This is a genomic window from Devosia elaeis (genome assembly GCF_001650025.1).
GTDB lineage: Bacteria > Pseudomonadota > Alphaproteobacteria > Rhizobiales > Devosiaceae > Devosia > Devosia elaeis.
Genome location: NZ_LVVY01000061.1, coordinates 1 through 16,587, shown reverse-complemented (window position 1 = coordinate 16,587; position 16,587 = coordinate 1). Strand labels below are relative to the sequence as shown.

The 16,587-nt window shown below is 66.7% G+C and carries 18 protein-coding genes; 12 read left to right on the top strand and 6 right to left on the bottom strand.

Annotation, left to right across the window (positions count from 1 at the left end; all coding sequences use genetic code 11):
* Window positions 1-114 precede the first annotated feature (114 nt).
* Entirely contained in the window at window positions 115-1,005 is an 891-nt protein-coding gene (locus tag A3840_RS02350; RefSeq protein ID WP_067451280.1) for an NAD(P)/FAD-dependent oxidoreductase, read from the top strand.
* 144 nt (window positions 1,006-1,149) lie between these two features.
* Here A3840_RS02350 and A3840_RS02345 read toward each other — a convergent pair whose 3' ends face one another.
* Entirely contained in the window at window positions 1,150-2,187 is a 1,038-nt protein-coding gene (locus A3840_RS02345; protein ID WP_067451277.1) for an aldo/keto reductase, read from the bottom strand.
* Window positions 2,188-2,258: 71 nt separating this feature from the next.
* On the opposite strand from A3840_RS02345, the gene trhO reads away from it, so the two are divergent.
* The 4 genes from trhO to A3840_RS02325 all read left to right on the top strand — a co-directional run bounded on the left by trhO (window position 2,259) and on the right by A3840_RS02325 (window position 4,853).
* Entirely contained in the window at window positions 2,259-3,299 is a 1,041-nt protein-coding gene (gene trhO, locus A3840_RS02340) for an oxygen-dependent tRNA uridine(34) hydroxylase TrhO (protein WP_245676532.1), read from the top strand.
* Between the two features lie 30 nt (window positions 3,300-3,329).
* Entirely contained in the window at window positions 3,330-3,602 is a 273-nt protein-coding gene (locus A3840_RS02335; RefSeq protein WP_067451271.1) for a BrnT family toxin, read from the top strand.
* The gene (locus tag A3840_RS02330; protein ID WP_067451268.1) at window positions 3,586-3,849 is read left to right on the top strand and encodes a BrnA antitoxin family protein; all 264 of its coding nucleotides are present in this window, start codon (window positions 3,586-3,588) and stop codon (window positions 3,847-3,849) included. The genes A3840_RS02335 and A3840_RS02330 overlap by 17 nt, the downstream gene beginning before the upstream one ends.
* A gap of 86 nt (window positions 3,850-3,935) precedes the next feature.
* Window positions 3,936-4,853, top strand: a complete 918-nt coding sequence (locus A3840_RS02325) for a LysR family transcriptional regulator (protein ID WP_067451265.1) — start codon at window positions 3,936-3,938, stop codon at window positions 4,851-4,853.
* On the opposite strand, the gene A3840_RS02320 is transcribed toward A3840_RS02325, so the two are convergent.
* Together A3840_RS02320 and mbfA are read right to left on the bottom strand one after the other, a co-directional pair.
* The gene (locus tag A3840_RS02320) at window positions 4,850-5,653 is read right to left on the bottom strand and encodes an alpha/beta fold hydrolase (RefSeq protein WP_067451262.1); all 804 of its coding nucleotides are present in this window, start codon (window positions 5,651-5,653) and stop codon (window positions 4,850-4,852) included. The two genes, A3840_RS02325 and A3840_RS02320, sit on opposite strands and share 4 nt — an antisense overlap.
* 39 nt (window positions 5,654-5,692) lie before the next feature.
* Window positions 5,693-6,673: an iron exporter MbfA gene (mbfA, locus tag A3840_RS02315; protein WP_067451259.1), complete on the bottom strand. Its 981-nt coding sequence runs from the start codon at window positions 6,671-6,673 to the stop codon at window positions 5,693-5,695.
* Between the two features lie 160 nt (window positions 6,674-6,833).
* Between mbfA and A3840_RS02310 the strand changes: the two genes are divergently transcribed.
* The 5 genes from A3840_RS02310 (at window position 6,834) to A3840_RS02290 (ending at window position 10,577) form a co-directional block, all read left to right on the top strand.
* On the top strand, window positions 6,834-7,223 hold the full coding sequence (locus tag A3840_RS02310) for a hypothetical protein (RefSeq protein WP_067451256.1): 390 nt from the start codon (window positions 6,834-6,836) through the stop codon (window positions 7,221-7,223).
* A gap of 63 nt (window positions 7,224-7,286) precedes the next feature.
* On the top strand, window positions 7,287-7,805 hold the full coding sequence (locus A3840_RS02305) for a YcnI family copper-binding membrane protein (protein ID WP_067451379.1): 519 nt from the start codon (window positions 7,287-7,289) through the stop codon (window positions 7,803-7,805).
* A gap of 59 nt (window positions 7,806-7,864) precedes the next feature.
* On the top strand, window positions 7,865-9,451 hold the full coding sequence (locus tag A3840_RS02300; protein ID WP_067451255.1) for a copper resistance CopC/CopD family protein: 1,587 nt from the start codon (window positions 7,865-7,867) through the stop codon (window positions 9,449-9,451).
* Between the two features lie 20 nt (window positions 9,452-9,471).
* The gene (locus tag A3840_RS02295; protein ID WP_067451253.1) at window positions 9,472-9,981 is read left to right on the top strand and encodes a copper chaperone PCu(A)C; all 510 of its coding nucleotides are present in this window, start codon (window positions 9,472-9,474) and stop codon (window positions 9,979-9,981) included.
* Window positions 9,982-9,983: 2 nt separating this feature from the next.
* On the top strand, window positions 9,984-10,577 hold the full coding sequence (locus A3840_RS02290) for an SCO family protein (protein WP_067451251.1): 594 nt from the start codon (window positions 9,984-9,986) through the stop codon (window positions 10,575-10,577).
* 527 nt (window positions 10,578-11,104) lie between these two features.
* Here the strand turns inward: A3840_RS02290 and A3840_RS02285 are convergent.
* Window positions 11,105-12,361 carry an NAD(P)/FAD-dependent oxidoreductase gene (locus A3840_RS02285; protein ID WP_067451248.1) on the bottom strand — a complete coding sequence of 419 codons (1,257 nt, stop codon included), beginning with the start codon at window positions 12,359-12,361 and terminating at the stop codon, window positions 11,105-11,107.
* 75 nt (window positions 12,362-12,436) lie between these two features.
* Window positions 12,437-13,372 carry a LysR substrate-binding domain-containing protein gene (locus A3840_RS02280; RefSeq protein ID WP_067451245.1) on the bottom strand — a complete coding sequence of 312 codons (936 nt, stop codon included), beginning with the start codon at window positions 13,370-13,372 and terminating at the stop codon, window positions 12,437-12,439.
* A 96-nt stretch (window positions 13,373-13,468) separates the two neighbouring features.
* Here A3840_RS02280 and A3840_RS20100 point away from each other — a divergent pair, with 96 nt between their 5' ends.
* Complete coding sequence (locus A3840_RS20100; protein ID WP_281180530.1) at window positions 13,469-13,600, top strand: hypothetical protein; 132 nt, start codon at window positions 13,469-13,471, stop codon at window positions 13,598-13,600.
* 42 nt (window positions 13,601-13,642) lie between these two features.
* Here the strand turns inward: A3840_RS20100 and A3840_RS02275 are convergent, their stop codons facing one another.
* Window positions 13,643-14,521, bottom strand: a complete 879-nt coding sequence (locus tag A3840_RS02275; protein WP_067451242.1) for an extensin-like domain-containing protein — start codon at window positions 14,519-14,521, stop codon at window positions 13,643-13,645.
* A 54-nt stretch (window positions 14,522-14,575) separates the two neighbouring features.
* On the opposite strand from A3840_RS02275, the gene lepA reads away from it, so the two are divergent.
* The gene (lepA, locus tag A3840_RS02270) at window positions 14,576-16,381 is read left to right on the top strand and encodes a translation elongation factor 4 (protein WP_067451239.1); all 1,806 of its coding nucleotides are present in this window, start codon (window positions 14,576-14,578) and stop codon (window positions 16,379-16,381) included.
* The last annotated feature ends 206 nt before the right edge of the window (window positions 16,382-16,587 follow it).

Here is a 16,587-nt window from a genome sequence, read left to right as displayed (position 1 = left end):
AAACCGGAGACTTGACTTCAGCCTTAACGTGTAACAAAAGAAGTTACATGAAGGGCCCGCGCCGATCCGGCCGCCCGTGCGCGCCGCCCGGCCCGGCTTTCGACAGGAGTTTTCATGCAGGACATCGTCATCATCGGCGGCTCTTTCGCCGGCCTCACCGCCGCCATGCAACTGGGCCGCGCCCGGCGCAAGGTGAGCGTGCTCGATACCGGCCTCAACCGCAATCGCTATGCCGAAGCGGCCCATAACATCTTCGCCCAGGACGGCACGCCGCCCGGCGATATCCTGGCCCGCGCCCGGGCCCAGGTGGGATCCTATCCCAGCGTCGACCTGGTCGCCGGCCAGGCCGTCCAGGTCGAGGGCGAGCCCGATGGCTTCGTGGTCAGGACCGCCGCGGGCGAGCTCATCGAGGCGCGCCGGCTGATCCTCAGCTATGGCATCGTCGATGAATTTCCCGCCATTCCCGGCTTCGCCGAAAGCTGGGGCAAGACGGTGATCCATTGCCCCTTCTGCCATGGCTATGAAGTGGCGGGAAAACCCTGGGGCCTGCTCTATTCCTCGCCCATGTCCCTGCATGGGCCCGCGCTCTACGCCAATTGGACCGACGACATCACCCTGATCCTCGATGGCCAGGAGATCATCGAGGAGGAGCGGCGCAAACTCGAAAAGCGCGGCGTGCATATCGAGAACGGCCGGCTGGCCGCGATCCGGCACGACAGCGGCATTCTCGACGGCGTCGTGCTGGAAGACGGCCGCGAACTGGCCCTGACCGCGCTCTATGCCCATCCCCGCAATCGCCCCTCGGCCGATCTGCACGTGCAACTGGGCCTCGAGACCAAGGAAACGCCCACCGGCATCATGGTGGCAACCGGGGAGCTGCAGGCCACTTCCCGCCCCGGCATCTTCGCTGCCGGCGACCTGGCCACCGGCATGCATTCCATCACCTTCGCCAATTATGCCGGCTCCATGGCCGCCATGGGCGCGCTGAATTCGCTGCTGGATTAGGCAGGATCGCTCCCCCGCACAGGCCGACACCTTCCCCTTGACGGGGAGGATGGGTGGGGGAGGGCGAGGGCCCGATTTCCGAGCGTGTGAACACCCCTCCCCGTCAAGGGGAGGGTGCTATATCGTGCTCGTGACTGGAGGAAATTACCGCAGCCAGCCCTGCGGCCGGGGATGGAGCTCCATCTGCCCCTCCCTGGTCGCCGCATCGATGGCCGCGACCTCTTCGTCCGACAGCGCCAGATTGTTGAGCACGCCCAGATTGTCCTTGAGCTGCTCCAGCGTGCGCACCCCGATCAGCGCCGAGGTCATTTCCGCGCGGCGCAGCACCCAGGCCAGCGCCAGCTGCACCATGGTCTGCCCCCGCGCCCGGGCGATCGCGCCCACCTTGTCCACGGCGGCGAGCACGCGTGGCTCGATATGGCTGGCGCGCAGTGTGCCATTGGGATTGTCGCCCCGCGTGCCGGCCATATTGCCCGAATTGTACTTGCCCGACAGCACGCCCTGGGCCAGCGGCGAAAAGGCGATCATGCCGATGCCCAATTCCCCGCAGGCCTCGATGGTGCTGTCCTTTTCGATCCAGCGGTTGATCATCGAATAGGAGGGCTGGTGGATGGTCAGCGCCACGCCCATCTCCTTGAGGATGCGATGGGCTTCCCGCGTCTCCTGCTCCGGATAGGAGGAAATGCCGACATAGAGCGCCTTGCCCGATGTCACCGCATGGGCCAGCGCCCCCATGGTTTCTTCCAGCGGCGTCTCGGGGTCGTAGCGGTGCGAATAGAAGATATCGACATAATCGAGCCCCATGCGCTGGAGCGACTGGTCGAGGCTGGCCAGCAGATATTTGCGGCTCCCCCATTCGCCATAGGGGCCGGGCCACATATTGTAACCGGCCTTGGTGGAGATGATCATCTCGTCGCGATAGGGGCGGAAATCGCGCGCCAGCACCCGGCCGAAGAGTTCTTCCGAGGACCCCGCCGGCGGGCCGTAATTATTGGCCAGGTCGAAATGGGTGATGCCGTTGTCGAAGGCATAGCCCAATATGTCCATGGCGCCCGGATAGTCGCGGGTGCCCCCGAAATTCTGCCACAGGCCCAGGCTCACCACCGGCAGCTTGAGGCCCGATCGGCCCGAGCGGCGGTATTGCATATTGTCATAGCGCGCGTTGTCCGCCCGGTAAGTCATCTCTCTCTCCCAATTTTGTGGCTGCGGCCGCCCGTGACGCCGGGCGCGACCGATGGTATGAGCGGCGGGAAATGACCGCGCCCCGCTCCATGTCCAGTGCCACTCTGCCCCATGCCCAGCACCCATACAAGGTGATGGCGCTCTATAAATTCGCCGCCCTGCCGGATGCCGAGGCGCTCAAGGCGCCGCTGGCCGAATTCTGCTGCGGCCGGGGCATCAGGGGCACGCTGATCCTGGCGCCCGAAGGCATCAATGGCACCGTGGCGGGCACGCCCGAGGCCATCGACGCGCTGGCCGACTACCTCTTTGCCGCCGGCCCCTTCGGCCTTCGCCTCGCCGGCGCCGAGGTCAAATATTCCTTCGCCGAAACCGCGCCCTTCCTGCGCATGAAGGTGCGCCTCAAACCCGAAATCGTCACCCTGCGTGCGCCGCAGGTCGATCCGAACCGGCAGGCCGGCACCTATGTCGAGCCCGAGGACTGGAACGAGCTGATCGCGCGCAACGACGTGGTGCTGGTCGATACGCGCAACGATTACGAAGTGGGCCTGGGCAGCTTCCGGCGGGCGCTCGATCCCAAGACGCAGAGCTTTGTCGACTTCAAAGATTACGTGGCCAAGAACCTCGATCCGGCCCGCGACAAGAAGGTCGCCATGTTCTGCACCGGCGGCATCCGCTGCGAAAAGGCCTCGTCCTATCTGTTGAGCCAGGGTTTTGAGGAGGTCTTCCACCTCAAGGGCGGGATTCTGAAATATCTCGAAGTGATCCCGCCCGAAGAAAGTCGCTTTACCGGGGAATGCTTCGTCTTCGACGAGCGCGTTTCGGTGGGGCATGGGCTGGAACTGGGCAGCGCCACCTTGTGCCGCGCCTGCCGGCATCCGCTGACCGAGGCCGATCGCCGCCATCCCGATTATCATGACGGCATTTCCTGCCCCCATTGCGCCGGCGACAGTGCCAGGCATGCGGCGGCCGCCGAACGCCAGCGCCAGATGCAATTGGCCGAACGGCGCGGCGACGCCCATCTCGGCGACGCCGCCGCCGAAGCGGCCGCCCAGGCCCGCGCCCGCAAGCAGCACCTGGCCGAACGCTCGCGGCGGGCTAACAAGGCACCTTGAGTTGTACATACAAAAGTATTAACAATTGCCATGGACTTCGAATGGGACGAAGCGAAGAACGAGGCTAATCGGCTAAAGCACGGCATTGACTTTGCCGACGCTGTAGCCATTTTTCAGGGTCCCGTCGTGACATGGCACGACATGCGCATGAGCTATGGCGAGCTGCGCGAAATCTCGATCGGGGCCATGGCGAATGCCGTGATCGTCACATTGGTTCACACGGATCGATCCGGCCGCCGGCGCATCATTTCGGCGCGACGAGCCTCAAGACGAGAAAGGATCGTCTATGAAACCGCCCTATAGCCGGCCTCTGACACAGGAAGAATTGCTGGCGCTGAAGGACGAGGACATCGATTTCAGCGATATCCCCGAACTCGACGAAGAATTCTTCAAGAACGCGCTCCTGGTCTATCCCGACGGGACCACGCCGGTGACCCTTCGCGTGAAGCGATCGGTCCTTGAAGCCTTCAAGGCCGGTGGAAAAGGCTATCAGACGCGGATGAACGCGGTTCTCGAGGCCTATGTGCGGGCGATGAAAAAGGCGGGCTAGGGCCGGCTACGCCAAACGACACATCGACTCCGTCAATGGCTCGGGCAATAAGAGGCGTATTCGCGTCTTCTGCATAAGCCTTTCCTATGGACCTCGACCAGCTCCGCACTTTCGACCGCATCGTCCGCGAGCAGTCCTTCACCCGGGCCGCCGCCTATCTCAACATCACCCAGGCCACCGCCTCCATGCGCATCCGCGCCCTGGAGCAGCTTCTGGGCGTGACGCTCTTCGTGCGCGGTCGCCAGGTGACGCTGACCGACCAGGGCATGACCTTCCTGCCCTATGCCCGCCGCATCATCGGCAGCGCGCAGGAGGGGCGCGAGGCCCTGCGCCGGGTGGAGCGGGGCCGCGTTTCCATCGCCTCGCTGCGCACGCTGGTATCGCCCCTGATCACCGAGAGCCTGCTGCGCTTCCAGGAGAAATATCCGGCGGTGGACGTGGTGGTGCGCGAGGGGCGCCAGGCCCAGATCGCCGCCATGCTGCATGAGCGCGAAGTGGAAATGGGCATCTTGTGCTGGCCCAATATCGATCCCCTGGTGGTCGATCTCGAACCGCTGGTGGTCATGCGCGAGCGCGTGCCGTTGGTCGTGGCCGCCGACGTGGCGGCCCGATTGCCGGCCCGGCCGGGCATCGAGGAGGTGCTGGCGCTGGTGCCGCGCGTCATCGCCCTGCGCTGGTGGCAGGCCGATCCGGAAATCGCGGCGGCCCTGGTGCGGCTGGCCAAGACCAGCGTGGAATTGCCTACCGGCCCGGCGCGGCGGCTGGCCATCAAGGGCGAGGGCCTGGGCTTCTTCGTCAATTCCGCCATTGCCGAGGACGTCAAGGCCGGGCGCCTGGTGGAGATCGCCCCGGTCGATTTCGAGCCCCTGCACCGCGACACCGCCATGGTTGTGCGCGATCTGGCGGCGCTGGAGCGGCCCATGTTGGCCGATTTCGTGCGCGAGATCGCCCACGAATGCGCGCTGATGGGCGAGATCATCGACAATCGCCTAGCGCCGGCCTAGCCGGACGCCGACCAGAACGCGGTGAGCGCCGCGCGCCAGGCATCGGTCGCATCGAGATTGGCGCAATGGCCGCCTTCCGGCAGGTCGGCGATGCACCAATTGGGCAGGGCGCGCAGCGGCGCCAGCTGGCCCAGCAGCTTGCCATTGACCGCCCGGTCGCGCCCACCCACCAGCACCAGGCCTGGCCCCGCCCATGCGGCGGCCTGGCTCTGCAGGTCATAGTGGCGGATATGGTCGACGATATGGGCGACGGCGCGGGCGTCATAGCGTTCGAGCATGGCGGCGACCAGCGCCTGTGCCGCCCGGTTGCGTGTCGTGCTGCGGGCGGTGAGCCAGGCGGCGATCCGCCGCCCCGGAAAGCGGTCCAGCGCCAGAAACGGCCAGCCGGCCACGCCCAGGTCAAGCGCCAGGGCGGTGCCGAAGGTCGCAAGGCTCTTGAGGCGCCGGGGCTGCTCGCCTGTCGCGCCCAGCCCCAATATGCCGCCCAGCGAATTGCCCACCCAATGCACGTCGGCCATGCCGGCATGGTCGAGCATGTCATAGAGATCGGCGCGCAGCCGCGCCGGGGCGAAGGCGGCGGCCGTGATGGCGGGCGGCATGCCGGAATCGCCATGGCCGCGCAGGTCGGGGGTCAGCACGCGGTAGCCACGCGCGGCAAACCATGCCGCATCAGCGGCAAATTGCGCCGCCCCGGCCCCCAGCCCATGGCCGAGCAGCACCGGCTCGCCATCCTCCGGCCCGCTCAGGCGGTAGGAAAGCGGCGTGCCGTCGCTGGCCGATATATCGCGTCGATGATCCATGCTCCCGCTATAGCGGGCACGGCGCGGCGCGGCCAGAGGTCAGGCATTGCCGATCAGGATGCCGGCGGCAAAGACCAGCGAGCCGCCCAGCACCACCTGCAGCACCGCCCGCCAGAACGGGGTCTGCATATAGCGCTGCTGGATGAAGGCGATGGCCCAGAGTTCGATCAGCACCACGAAGGCGGCGACGCCCGTGGCCACCCAGAAATCGGCGATGAGATAGGGCAGGGCATGGCCCAGCCCGCCAATGGCCGTCATGATCCCGGCGGCCAGGCCCCGCTTGATGGGCGAACCGCGCCCGGTCAGCTTGCCGTCATCGGAAGCCGCCTCGGTAAAGCCCATGGAAATGCCCGCGCCCACCGCCGCGGCGAGGCCGACCAGGAAGGTCTGGTGCGTGTCGCCGGTGGCAAAGGCCGCGGCAAAGACCGGCGCCAGGGTGGAGACCGAGCCATCCATCAGCCCGGCCAGGCCCGGCTGCACATAGGTCAGCACGAATTGCCGATGCGCCTCGCTGGTCTCCCGCTCGCGGCCCTCGACGCCCAGCACCTTCTCGTCGATCTGGTCGGCGCGTTTGGCATGGCCCTTTTCGGCGGCGGCCAGGTCGCCCAGGAGCTTGCGGATGCCCGCATCGCTCACCTGCGCGGCGGCGCTGAGATAGAAGCGATAGGCCCCTTCCTCCATTTCCCACACCTGCTGGCGCGCCTGGTCCAGGCTCAGCGTCTTCTGCAGCCAGACCGGTTTGCGGGTGAGAAAGCCCCGCACATGTTCGCGCCGGATCGGCACCAGCCGCATGCCGAATCGGGCGACATAGAGATCGAGCAGGCGCCGGCGATGCTCGTCCTCCTCGGCCGCCATGCCCTCGAACAGGGCGGCGCTGCCCGGATAGAGATCGCCCAGCCGCGCCGCATATTCGGAATAGATGCGCCCGTCCTCCTCCTCGGCCGCAATGGCCAGGGACAGGATTTCGCGTTCGGACAGGCTGGAAAAATCGCGGCGATTGTCGGGCCAGAAGCGGAGCATGGGGGCACTCAAAGTTTAGAATGGTTCCAAACAATGATTAGAACCATTCTAAACTTTGGGCAAGCCCCCTCCCGCTGCGACAATGTGAGTGGCGCCCGCCCGGCCATAAGAGCTTGTGAGCGCCCGCGCTCCGGGCTATTGCCAAGGGGTGAGGAGCCCGATGCATACGAAACGGCGGCAGATGATGGGTGAGATGGGGGCCGCTCTGGCGGTTCTGGCCATCTATGTGCTCACCCTGCTCCTGCCCCTGCATCAGGCCGCCGGATTGCAGCGCGATCTCAACGCCATCGGCTATTCCACCCTCGATTCCTGGTCGGTCTGCCAGCCCATGGCCCAGGACGAGAACGGCGATCCCGCTGCCGCCGCCGCGCTGACCTGTCCGGCCACCGGCGTCGCCAAGCAGCAGGTGGCGGCCATCCTGCCGCCGGTCCTGCATATCGAGCCGCCCGGCCAGGCCGACATCATCCGCTTTGCCCGCGCGCCTGCGCCTCCCGCGCCGCTCCTGCCCGATCATGTGGGCCAATCGCGCGCGCCTCCCGTCACGGTCTGACTGCAAGCCGGCAATTTGCCGCCCCATCAGACCCTATTGACCGGAGATCGTTTCATGATCCGCATGTTCGCTCGCGCGGCCCTTGCCGCCACCCTGCTGGCCATTCCGGCCGCGCCCGTTTTCGCCCATGTCACCCTGGAGGCGCCCGAAGCGGTGATCGGCGCCGGCTACAAGGCCGTGCTCCGCGTGCCCCATGGCTGCGGCACCCAAGCCACCAATCTCGTCCGCGTGCAGATCCCGGAAGGCTTTTTCGCGGTCAAGCCCATGCCCAAGCCGGGCTGGGACCTCGAAATCGTCTCCGGCCCTTACGAGAATGCCTATGACAATCACGGCACCACGCTGACCGAGGGCGTCAAGGAAATCGTCTGGTCGGGCGGCAATCTGCTCAATGAGCATTACGACGAATTCGTCTTCCGCGGCACCTTTGCCGCCGCGCTGGAGCCGGGCAAGTTCTTCTTCCCGGCCATCCAGGAATGCGCCGGCGGCGAGGAAGCCTGGATCGACACCAGCGGCGCCGCAGAGGCCGATATGCCGGCCCCCAGCGTCACCCTGGTCCCGGCCTCGGGCGGCCACGGCCATTAAGGCGCCCGGGCGGGGTCTCGCACCCCGCCCATCGGCCCGCCGACAAGGAGGATCAGGCAATGTTGCATCGCCTTGCCCGCCAATGCGTGCTGCTGCTGGCTTTCATGGCGCTGGCTGCCGGCCAGCCCGCCTTCGCCCATGCGCAATTGCTCTCCACCCAGCCCGTCGCCAATGCCGTTCTGGCCCAGGCGCCGAACGAGCTCGCTTTGCTCTTCAATGAGCCGGTCAGCCCGCTCTCCCTGGCCCTGGTCGCGCCGGACGGCACCGCGACCGATCTCACCGCCGAGGCCATTGGCGGGGAAAACCTGCGCGTGAGCCTGCCGCCCGATCTGGGGCAGGGCACGCATGTCTTGAGCTGGCGCGTGGTCTCGGTCGATGCCCATCCCGTCGCCGGGGCGCTGGTCTTTTCCATCGGCGCCGCCATCGGCGCGCTGCCCGAGATCGCCATCGCCTCGCCCGCCACCGCCCTCTTGCTCTGGGCGGCCAAGGCCGTGCTTTTTGCCGGGCTGTTCTTCGGCCTTGGCGGGGCCATCTTCGCGCTGGTTGCGCCGCTGCCGGCGCGGGGCGGGGGCGTCATTGCCGGCCTGGCCGGGCTCGGCCTCCTCGCCGCGCCGCTGAGCCTGGGCCTGCATGGCGCCGATGCGCTTGGCCGCGATCCCGGCGGCATCTTTGCCGCCTCCACCTGGAGCGCGGGCTATTCGACCAGTTACGGCCTCACCACGCTGCTGCTGGCCGCCGCCTTGGCGCTGGGATTGGTCAGCCTCGTCCGCTTCCGCCTTCTGGCGCTGCTTGCCTGGCCCCTGGCGGCCCTTGCCCTCGCCATCAGCGGCCATGCCGGCGCGGCCGAACCGCAATGGCTCACCCGCAGCGCGGTGATCCTGCATATCGGCGGCATCCTGTTCTGGGCCGGCGCGCTGCTGCCGCTGCTGTTCTGGCTGAAGAGCCGCAGCGATGACGCCGACAGGGCCCTGGCGCAATTTTCCCGCCTCGTGCCCCTGGCCATCGCCCCCATCCTCGTTTCCGGCCTCGTGCTCGGCGTGGTCCAGCTCGGCCCGCCCGGCCCGGCCTGGCTGACGCCTTACGGCTATATCCTCGCCGCCAAGCTGGCCCTGCTCGTCCTGCTTTTCGGGCTCGCCCTCTGGAACCGCTTCCGCCTGACCCGGCCTGCCCTTGGCGGCGAGGCCAAAGCCCGGCTGCTGCTGCGGCGCTCCATCCTGGCCGAAATCGGCCTGGTCCTCGTCATTTTCGGCCTCGCCGCCGGCTGGCGCTTCACCCCGCCGCCCCGCGCCATCGCCCTGGCCCAGGCGGCGGAGGCCGCTCTTGCCGTCCCCGCTTATGCCCATGCCATGGACGACCGCGTCATGGCCGATATCGTGGTGACGCCCGGCCGCGCCGGGCCGGTGGCCATCGATATCGCCGTGGTCGACCTCGCCGGCGCCCCGCTTGTTCCGCTCTCGGTCGACCTCACCCTCGCGGCGCCGGCCCTCAATATCGAGCCCTTCAAGGTCCCTGCAATCCCGGCCGGCGGGCTCTGGCGCGTCGAGGGCCAGTCCATCCCGCTTCCCGGCCTCTGGGAGCTGGTTCTCGATATCCGGCTCGACCGCTTCACCCTGGCGCGGATCGGCGCCGAAATCCAAATTCCCTGAACCCTGAAAGGATCAATCCCATGTCCCTGCGTCTTCCCCTCTTCGCCCTCGCCCTTATGGCGCTGGCTCCGGCCATGCCGGCCCTGGCGCAACACGCCCACGACACGCATGCGCCTGCCGCCGTCACCATCGGCAATATCGAGATCAAAGACGCCTTCACCCGCGCCACCCTGCCCAATGCGCCGGTGGCCGGCGGCTTCATGACCCTCACCAACAAGGGCAGCGAGGACGATCGGCTGGTCTCGGTCGAAACCCCCATCGCCCGCCAGGGTCAGATCCACGAAATGGCCATGGAAGGCGACGTGATGAAGATGCGCCAGCTCGCCGATGGCCTTCTCATCCCGGCCGGCGAAAGCGTCGAACTGGCGCCCGGCTCCTATCACCTGATGTTCATGGGCCTCATCGGATCGGTGGCCGAGGGCGATGCAGTGCCCGTCACCCTCACCTTCGAAAAGGCCGGCACCATCACCATCGACCTGCCCGCCGGCTGCAGCGCCGCCGCGGCTCCGGCCCATGGCGAGGGGCATTGAGCATGAACGCCCTCGCCCATCTGCGCACCATATTGTGGACGCTGGTTGTGGTGGCGGCCGTCGGCGCCACCGGTCTCTATGCCTATGCGACCATGATGCGCCCCGCCCCCGTAGCCGGCCTCGGCCATGGCGATTATCAGCTCTCGACCCATGAAGGCGCGCCCTTCACCCGCGCCAGCTTCAACGGCAATCCTTCCATGCTGTTCTTCGGCTTCACCCATTGCCCCGATGTCTGCCCCACCTCCTTGGCCGAAATGACCAATTGGTATGAGCAGCTCGGCGCCGAAGCCGCCGATCTCAAGGCCTATTTCGTCACCGTCGATCCCGAGCGCGATACCGAGGCCATCATCGGCGACTACGTCGCCTGGACCGGCCGCGTCACCGGCCTCACCGGCACGCCGGAACAGGTGGGCAAGGCGGCAAGGGCCTGGGCCGTGCATTACGAAAAGGTCCCGCTCGACGGCGGCGATTATACCATGGACCACACCGCCTCGATCTTCCTGCTCGACCGCAACGGCGAGTTCCAGGGCACCATCGCCTATCGCGAAAGCAACGACACGGCCCTCGCCAAGCTGCGGCGGCTGATCGGGGGCTAGGGGCCGTCCCACACGCCGGCCCGCCACCCTCCCCTTGGGAGGGTTGGGGAGGGGGTCCATCAGGGAACCACTAGACCACCCCCACCCACCGCTCGTCACCCTCGGGCCTGACCCGAGGGCGTTTGCGATGTCCCTAAAACCAAAGAACCCTCGGGCCAAGCCCGAGGGCGACGATCCGGATTGGGTTAGATGCCCTTGGAGCAATCGACATTGAGCTGAAATCACGATTCTTTGGCCTCCCTCCCCTCATGGGGGGGGCTAAAGAACCGGGCGTGTTGCGCAAGCCGGCACCCCCTCCCACCCTCCCCCGTCAAGGGGGAGGTGCTGCATCGAGTGTGGGGCCGTATTTGCGTCACACGCCAGCCCGGCACCCTCCCCCTTGCGGGGAGGGATGGGGTGGGGGTCCATCAGTGAATAACTGCACCACCCCACCCACGGATCGTCACCCTCGGGCTTGACCCGAGGGCGTTTGCGGATTGAGCCGGGGCCGGCAGGCGTCCGGAATGAACACGCGCCGCTTGGGCACCTCAGCCCCCTAAAAACCGCTCCATCCGGAACGGGCGGATATCGATGGCGGTCTCTTCTCCGGTCATGGTCTGCGCCAGCAATTCGCCCGTCGCCGGGCCCAGCGTGAAGCCGTGATGGGCGTGGCCGATCCCCACATAGAGCCCCTCATGCCGGGGCGCCTTGGAAATGATCGGCATCATGTCGGGCGTGCAGGGCCGGGCGCCCTTCCAGGGCTGGGGATCGAGCCTGTCGCCCAGGGGAAACAGCTCGCGCGCCGCCTGCTCGGCCTTGCCCAGCTGGATCGGGGTGGGGGCGGCGTCGCGCATCGAGAATTCGGCGCCGGTGGTGATGCGGATGCCCGCCGCCATCGGCGCCATGGCATAGCCCACTTCCGGGTCGAGCAGCAGGTGCTTGAGCTCCACGCCCTCGGGCGCGCCATAATGCATGTGATAGCCGCGCTTGACGAAGAGCGGCAGCCGATAGCCCAGGGGCTCCAGCACGTCCGGTGCCCAGGGCCCCAAGGCGATCACCGCCTGCTGCGCCGTCAGCTTGCGTCCCGCCACCATGCTGCTCCAGAAGCCGGCCTCGGGCACCAGCCCTTCGGCCGCACCGCTGACGAAGCGGCCGCCCAGCGTTTCGAACAGGCCGAAATAGGCCGAGACCAACGCGCCGGGATCGCGCACCGTCCAGGGATCGGTCCAGTGGATGGCGCCCACCAGCCCGCCGATCAGGTCCGGCTCGGCGGCCTTCAGCGCCGGCCAGTCCAGCACCTTGTAGCCGATGCCGAATTGCTCGTGGTCGCCCCGCGCCTTGCCGATTTCCTTCTCGAACTTGTCCTGGCTGCGGAAGGCCAGGTGCCAGCCATAGCGCGAGATCAGCTTTTCCGCCTCCGGCCCCGCCGCCAGGATCAGGTCGTTATGGGTGAGGATGGAGCGCCCGATCAGCGGCGCATAGGATTGCACCACCTTGCGATAATGCTCGGGCGAGGATTCCCACCAATATTTCAGCAGCGGCGGCGCCAGTTTGGGCAGCGCCAGCGGCTCGTAGCGTGCCGCCGTGGACAGGTGCAGCCCCACCTGCAGCAGCGTCTGCAGGTCGCGCGGAAAGGCATGCGGGCGCACCCCTTCGCGCTGGATGATGCCGGCATTGCCGAAACTGGTCTCGCGCCCCGGCGCATTCCGGTCCACCAGGGTCACGCTGCGCCCGCGCCGCAACAGGTGGATGCCCGTCGCGATCCCCACGATCCCCGCGCCCAGAATGATGACGTCGCTGTCCATGACGCGCTCCAGGAATTTTGACCATTTGGTCAGAAGCTAAAGCCTTTCCGGCGATTGGGGAAGAGCGGGCGCCGATCATGGCCCGGGCAATGGCGGGGGCAGGCCTATGCCTTGCTGCACATAGCCGCCGGCGCTGGCCGGCACTTCTTCCGCCAGCCAGTCGCGGAACAGTTTGAGCTTTTTCGGCTCGCGCCGCCCCTTGGCCAAAGCCAGGAAATAGCCGCGCCGGCCACGCAGCGGCAATCCGAAGGGCCGCAGCAGCCGCCCGTCGCTGACCGCATCGGCCGTCATCATGTCGGCGGCCAAGAGCACGCCCTGCCCGGAAATGGCGGCGTCGAAGGCCAGCGAGGCATCCGAATAGACCGGGCCCAAAAGCTGCATCTTGGGGTCGAGCCCCGCCGCCGCCAGCCAGGCCGGCCAGTCGAGCATCGAGGTCTGGTCCGCTATGACCGGCACGTTTGCGAGGTCTGCCGGCTGTTTCAGCCGCTCGCGCAGCGCCGGGGCGCAGACCGGCTGGAAATCCTGCCCGCCGATCAGGCTGGCCGTAATCCCCGGCCAGGTGCCGTCGCCATAGCGGATGCCGCAATCGATGTCGGGCCGGCTGAGATCGAGCATGGTCCCGGTCACCGTCAGCCGCATTTCGAGCCCGGGATGGAGCGCGGAGAATCTATGCACCCGCCAGATCAGCCAGCGCGAGGCGAAGACGCTGCCCACCGTGACGTTGAGCACGCCCTCATGCGCCCCGGTCAGGCTCGCCAGCCCCTCCTGCAATTGCGAAAAGCCGGCGGAAAGCTGCGGCAGCACCTGGGCCAGCGCCGGCAGCGGCCTCAATCCCTGCGGCGTGCGGGTGAACAATTCCATGCCCAGCCGCTCCTCGGCCCGCCGCAAATGCTGGCTGACCGCGCCGATCGTCACTCCCAATTCCTCCGCCGCCGGCGCCAATGCCCCGCGCCGCGCCACGATCTCGATGGCGCGCAGGGCATTGAGGGGAATGGGGAAGGGATTGCTCATATAGATTTTCTATATCGGCGCGCAGACCTTGTCCATTGCGCCGCAGGGCTCCCGGGCGCAGGATGGCGACATTCCAAGTTCGACCGGAGACAGAAAATGTCTATCCTGACCCGCCTCGTCGCGTGGCTCGGGCGCCTGTCGCAAGGTGACCGCAAAAGCCCCCATCCCGATCACATGGCCCTGCGCGACTGGGCCGACCTGCCGGCGCATCACCCCGAATGCGGGTGAATGCCAGGGCGCTAAGGCCAATACACACGCGGCGTGCACCTCCTATTCGCAGATCTGCGCCGTGCAGCTCTGCCCATGGCAGCCGAGGTCGAGATGCAGGTGGTCCGCGTGCTCCGCATTGGCGTCCGGCCCCAGCACGGTCGTGAAATGCCCGCAGGCCGCGCCATGCGCCTGCCGCAGCAGTTTCCCTTCCGGCGCGCCCGCCGGCAGCCAATCGGCTTCGACGGCGATGCGGCGTCCATCCGCCAGGGTAAATCCCACCAGGTCCAGCGCATTGGCAAAGCCGTGCTCGGACATGAAGCCCTCCTCGCCCCCATTGCGATTGCGGCACATCATCGAGGTCCCGGTCTCGAGGCTGGCGAGCGGGCTGTCGAGCGCCGCCCGGGCATAGGCATCCACCGCGCCGGCCCAATCGGCCAGCGCCCCGGCCATGGCGCAATTGGCAATGACCGGGCTCGATAGCGCGATCTCCCGGCCATTGGCACGAAGCGCGGTGATGGAGAGCGGCGAACGTTCTCCGCAAGGACCCTCGGCAATGGGCGGCAGCATGTCCCCGATCACCGCGCCACCCAGCAGGGCCGGGCAGGCCGTCTGGTAGACGCGCTCCGGCTGCGGCGCCGCGGCGATTTCCTCCTCTGCCTCCGCGGCACCAGGTTCGTCCGGCGCTGCCGCTTCCTCCGGTCGCGGTCGGGGCAGGGGCGGCGCCGCCTCTTCAGGCTCCGCCTCCGGCCGCTCATCGGCCGGCGTCGGCGTCGGCGCCGGGCGCGGCGCCAGGTCCTCGACCAGGTCTTGCAGGGGCTGGAGAAAATCCTGTGCGGCCAGCGGGGCGGGGGCGAGCAGCAGGGCGGCGAGCGGGAGGAGGATCATGCGCATGAGGCGAGTAACGCGCGCCAGGCCCCCGCCGTTGCCGAAAACCCCCATTAACCGCACGGAAACCATCTTTCTTGGGCTTGTGGCTTCTGCTATCAGCGCCCCATGACCACGCCGCTCAAGAATATCCGCAATTTTTCCATCGTCGCCCATATCGACCATGGCAAGTCCACGCTGGCCGACCGCCTGATCCAGATGACGGGCGGGCTGGATCTGCGCGAGATGAAGGAACAGGTGCTCGATTCGATGGATATCGAGCGCGAGCGCGGCATCACCATCAAGGCGCAGACCGTGCGCCTCAAATACAGGGCCCAGGATGGGGAGGATTATATCCTCAACCTCATCGACACGCCCGGCCATGTCGACTTCGCCTATGAAGTCTCCCGCTCCATGGCCGCCGTCGAGGGGTCGCTGCTCGTCGTCGACGCCTCCCAGGGCGTCGAGGCGCAGACCCTGGCCAATGTCTATCACGCGCTCGACGCCAATCACGAGATCGTGCCGGTCCTCAACAAGGTCGATCTGCCCGCCGCCGATGTCGATCGCGTCAAGACCCAGATCGAAGACGTCATCGGCATCGATGCCTCCGATGCGGTGGAGATTTCCGCCAAGACCGGGCTGGGCATCGACAAGGTGCTCGAAGCCATCGTCACCCGCCTGCCCGCGCCCAGGGGCGAGCTCGATGCCCCGCTCAAGGCGCTGCTGGTCGATTCCTGGTACGATACCTATCTCGGCGTCGTCGTCCTCGTGCGCATCATCGAGGGGGTGATGAAGAAGGGCCAGAAGATCCGCATGATGGCCTCCGGCGCCGTCTACGAGCTGGATCGCGTCGCCGTCACCACGCCCAAGCTGGTCGAGGTCAAGGAACTGGGCCCCGGCGAGCTGGGCGTCTTCACTGCTTCGATCAAGGAAGTGGCCGATACCAATGTCGGCGACACCATCACCGAGGACAAGAAGCCCACCGCCCAGGCGCTGCCCGGCTTCCGCCCGGCGCAACCCGTGGTGTTCTGCGGGCTCTTCCCGGTCGATGCCTCCGATTTCGACGAATTGCGCGCCGCCATGGGCAAGCTGCGCCTCAACGATGCCAGCTTCTCCTTCGAGATGGAAACCTCCGCCGCGCTCGGCTTCGGCTTCCGCTGCGGCTTTTTGGGCCTCCTGCACCTCGAAATCATCCAGGAACGGCTCAGCCGCGAATTCGATCTCGATCTCATCGCCACGGCGCCCAGCGTGGTCTACGAGGTCGAGATGACTTCGGGCGAAACCGTGCAGCTGCACAATCCGGCCGATCTGCCGGACGTGATGAAGATCAGGGAAATCCGCGAGCCCTGGATCAAGGCGACCATCCTCACGCCCGACGAATATCTCGGCGCCATTCTGAAGCTCTGCCAGGATCGGCGCGGCATCCAGAAGAACCTCTCCTATGTCGGCGCCCGCGCCATGGTGGAATACGAATTGCCGCTCAATGAAGTGGTGTTCGATTTCTACGATCGGCTGAAGTCGATTTCCAAGGGCTATGCCAGCTTCGATTACCAGCTTGCCGAGCACCGCGAGGGCGACCTGGTCAAGCTCTCCATCCTGGTCAATGCCGAGCCGGTCGACGCGCTCTCCATGCTGGTGCACCGCTCGGTCGCCGAAAGCCGCGGCCGCATCATGTGCGAAAAGCTCAAGGAGCTGATCCCCCCGCATCTCTTCGTCATTCCCATCCAGGCGGCCATCGGCGGCAAGATCATCGCCCGCGAAACCGTCCGCGCCATGCGCAAGGACGTGACCGCCAAATGCTATGGCGGCGACGCGACCCGCAAGCGCAAGCTGCTGGAAAAGCAGAAAGCCGGCAAGAAGCGCATGCGCCAGTTCGGCAGCGTGGAAATCCCCCAGGAAGCGTTCATCAAGGCGCTGAAGATGGGGGACGATTGATCCGTTCTGCGAACGGATCAGAACAGCACCAAGCCTCCACCCCACCGCGCGTCACCCTCGGCCTTGAGCCGAAGGCTCTTTAGTCATGGGCGGCTGTGAGATGGAGCAGTTGCAATTTGACCGACCTGGGGTGGGTAGCGGACTAGCGGCTTCTGGTTGTTAGGTCGCGAAAGCATAGGTAATCGGGCTCGCTCTGAGCATGAGGC

Bases quoted from the DNA above. Each gene is read 5' to 3' on its own strand.
- A3840_RS02290 (WP_067451251.1), top strand. From the start codon at position 9,984: ATGAACGCCCTCGCCCATCTGCGCACCATATTGTGGACGCTGGTTGTG.
- A3840_RS02310 (WP_067451256.1), top strand. From the start codon at position 6,834: ATGCATACGAAACGGCGGCAGATGATGGGTGAGATGGGGGCCGCTCTG.
- A3840_RS02335 (WP_067451271.1), top strand. From the start codon at position 3,330: ATGGACTTCGAATGGGACGAAGCGAAGAACGAGGCTAATCGGCTAAAG.
- A3840_RS02280 (WP_067451245.1), bottom strand. From the start codon at position 13,372: ATGAGCAATCCCTTCCCCATTCCCCTCAATGCCCTGCGCGCCATCGAG.
- A3840_RS02320 (WP_067451262.1), bottom strand. From the start codon at position 5,653: ATGGATCATCGACGCGATATATCGGCCAGCGACGGCACGCCGCTTTCC.
- A3840_RS02350 (WP_067451280.1), top strand. From the start codon at position 115: ATGCAGGACATCGTCATCATCGGCGGCTCTTTCGCCGGCCTCACCGCC.
- A3840_RS02285 (WP_067451248.1), bottom strand. From the start codon at position 12,361: ATGGACAGCGACGTCATCATTCTGGGCGCGGGGATCGTGGGGATCGCG.
- A3840_RS02300 (WP_067451255.1), top strand. From the start codon at position 7,865: ATGTTGCATCGCCTTGCCCGCCAATGCGTGCTGCTGCTGGCTTTCATG.
- A3840_RS02345 (WP_067451277.1), bottom strand. From the start codon at position 2,187: ATGACTTACCGGGCGGACAACGCGCGCTATGACAATATGCAATACCGC.
- A3840_RS02325 (WP_067451265.1), top strand. From the start codon at position 3,936: ATGGACCTCGACCAGCTCCGCACTTTCGACCGCATCGTCCGCGAGCAG.
- A3840_RS02330 (WP_067451268.1), top strand. From the start codon at position 3,586: ATGAAACCGCCCTATAGCCGGCCTCTGACACAGGAAGAATTGCTGGCG.
- lepA (WP_067451239.1), top strand. From the start codon at position 14,576: ATGACCACGCCGCTCAAGAATATCCGCAATTTTTCCATCGTCGCCCAT.
- A3840_RS02305 (WP_067451379.1), top strand. From the start codon at position 7,287: ATGTTCGCTCGCGCGGCCCTTGCCGCCACCCTGCTGGCCATTCCGGCC.
- A3840_RS20100 (WP_281180530.1), top strand. From the start codon at position 13,469: ATGTCTATCCTGACCCGCCTCGTCGCGTGGCTCGGGCGCCTGTCGCAA.
- A3840_RS02295 (WP_067451253.1), top strand. From the start codon at position 9,472: ATGTCCCTGCGTCTTCCCCTCTTCGCCCTCGCCCTTATGGCGCTGGCT.
- trhO (WP_245676532.1), top strand. From the start codon at position 2,259: ATGACCGCGCCCCGCTCCATGTCCAGTGCCACTCTGCCCCATGCCCAG.
- mbfA (WP_067451259.1), bottom strand. From the start codon at position 6,673: ATGCTCCGCTTCTGGCCCGACAATCGCCGCGATTTTTCCAGCCTGTCC.
- A3840_RS02275 (WP_067451242.1), bottom strand. From the start codon at position 14,521: ATGGGGGTTTTCGGCAACGGCGGGGGCCTGGCGCGCGTTACTCGCCTC.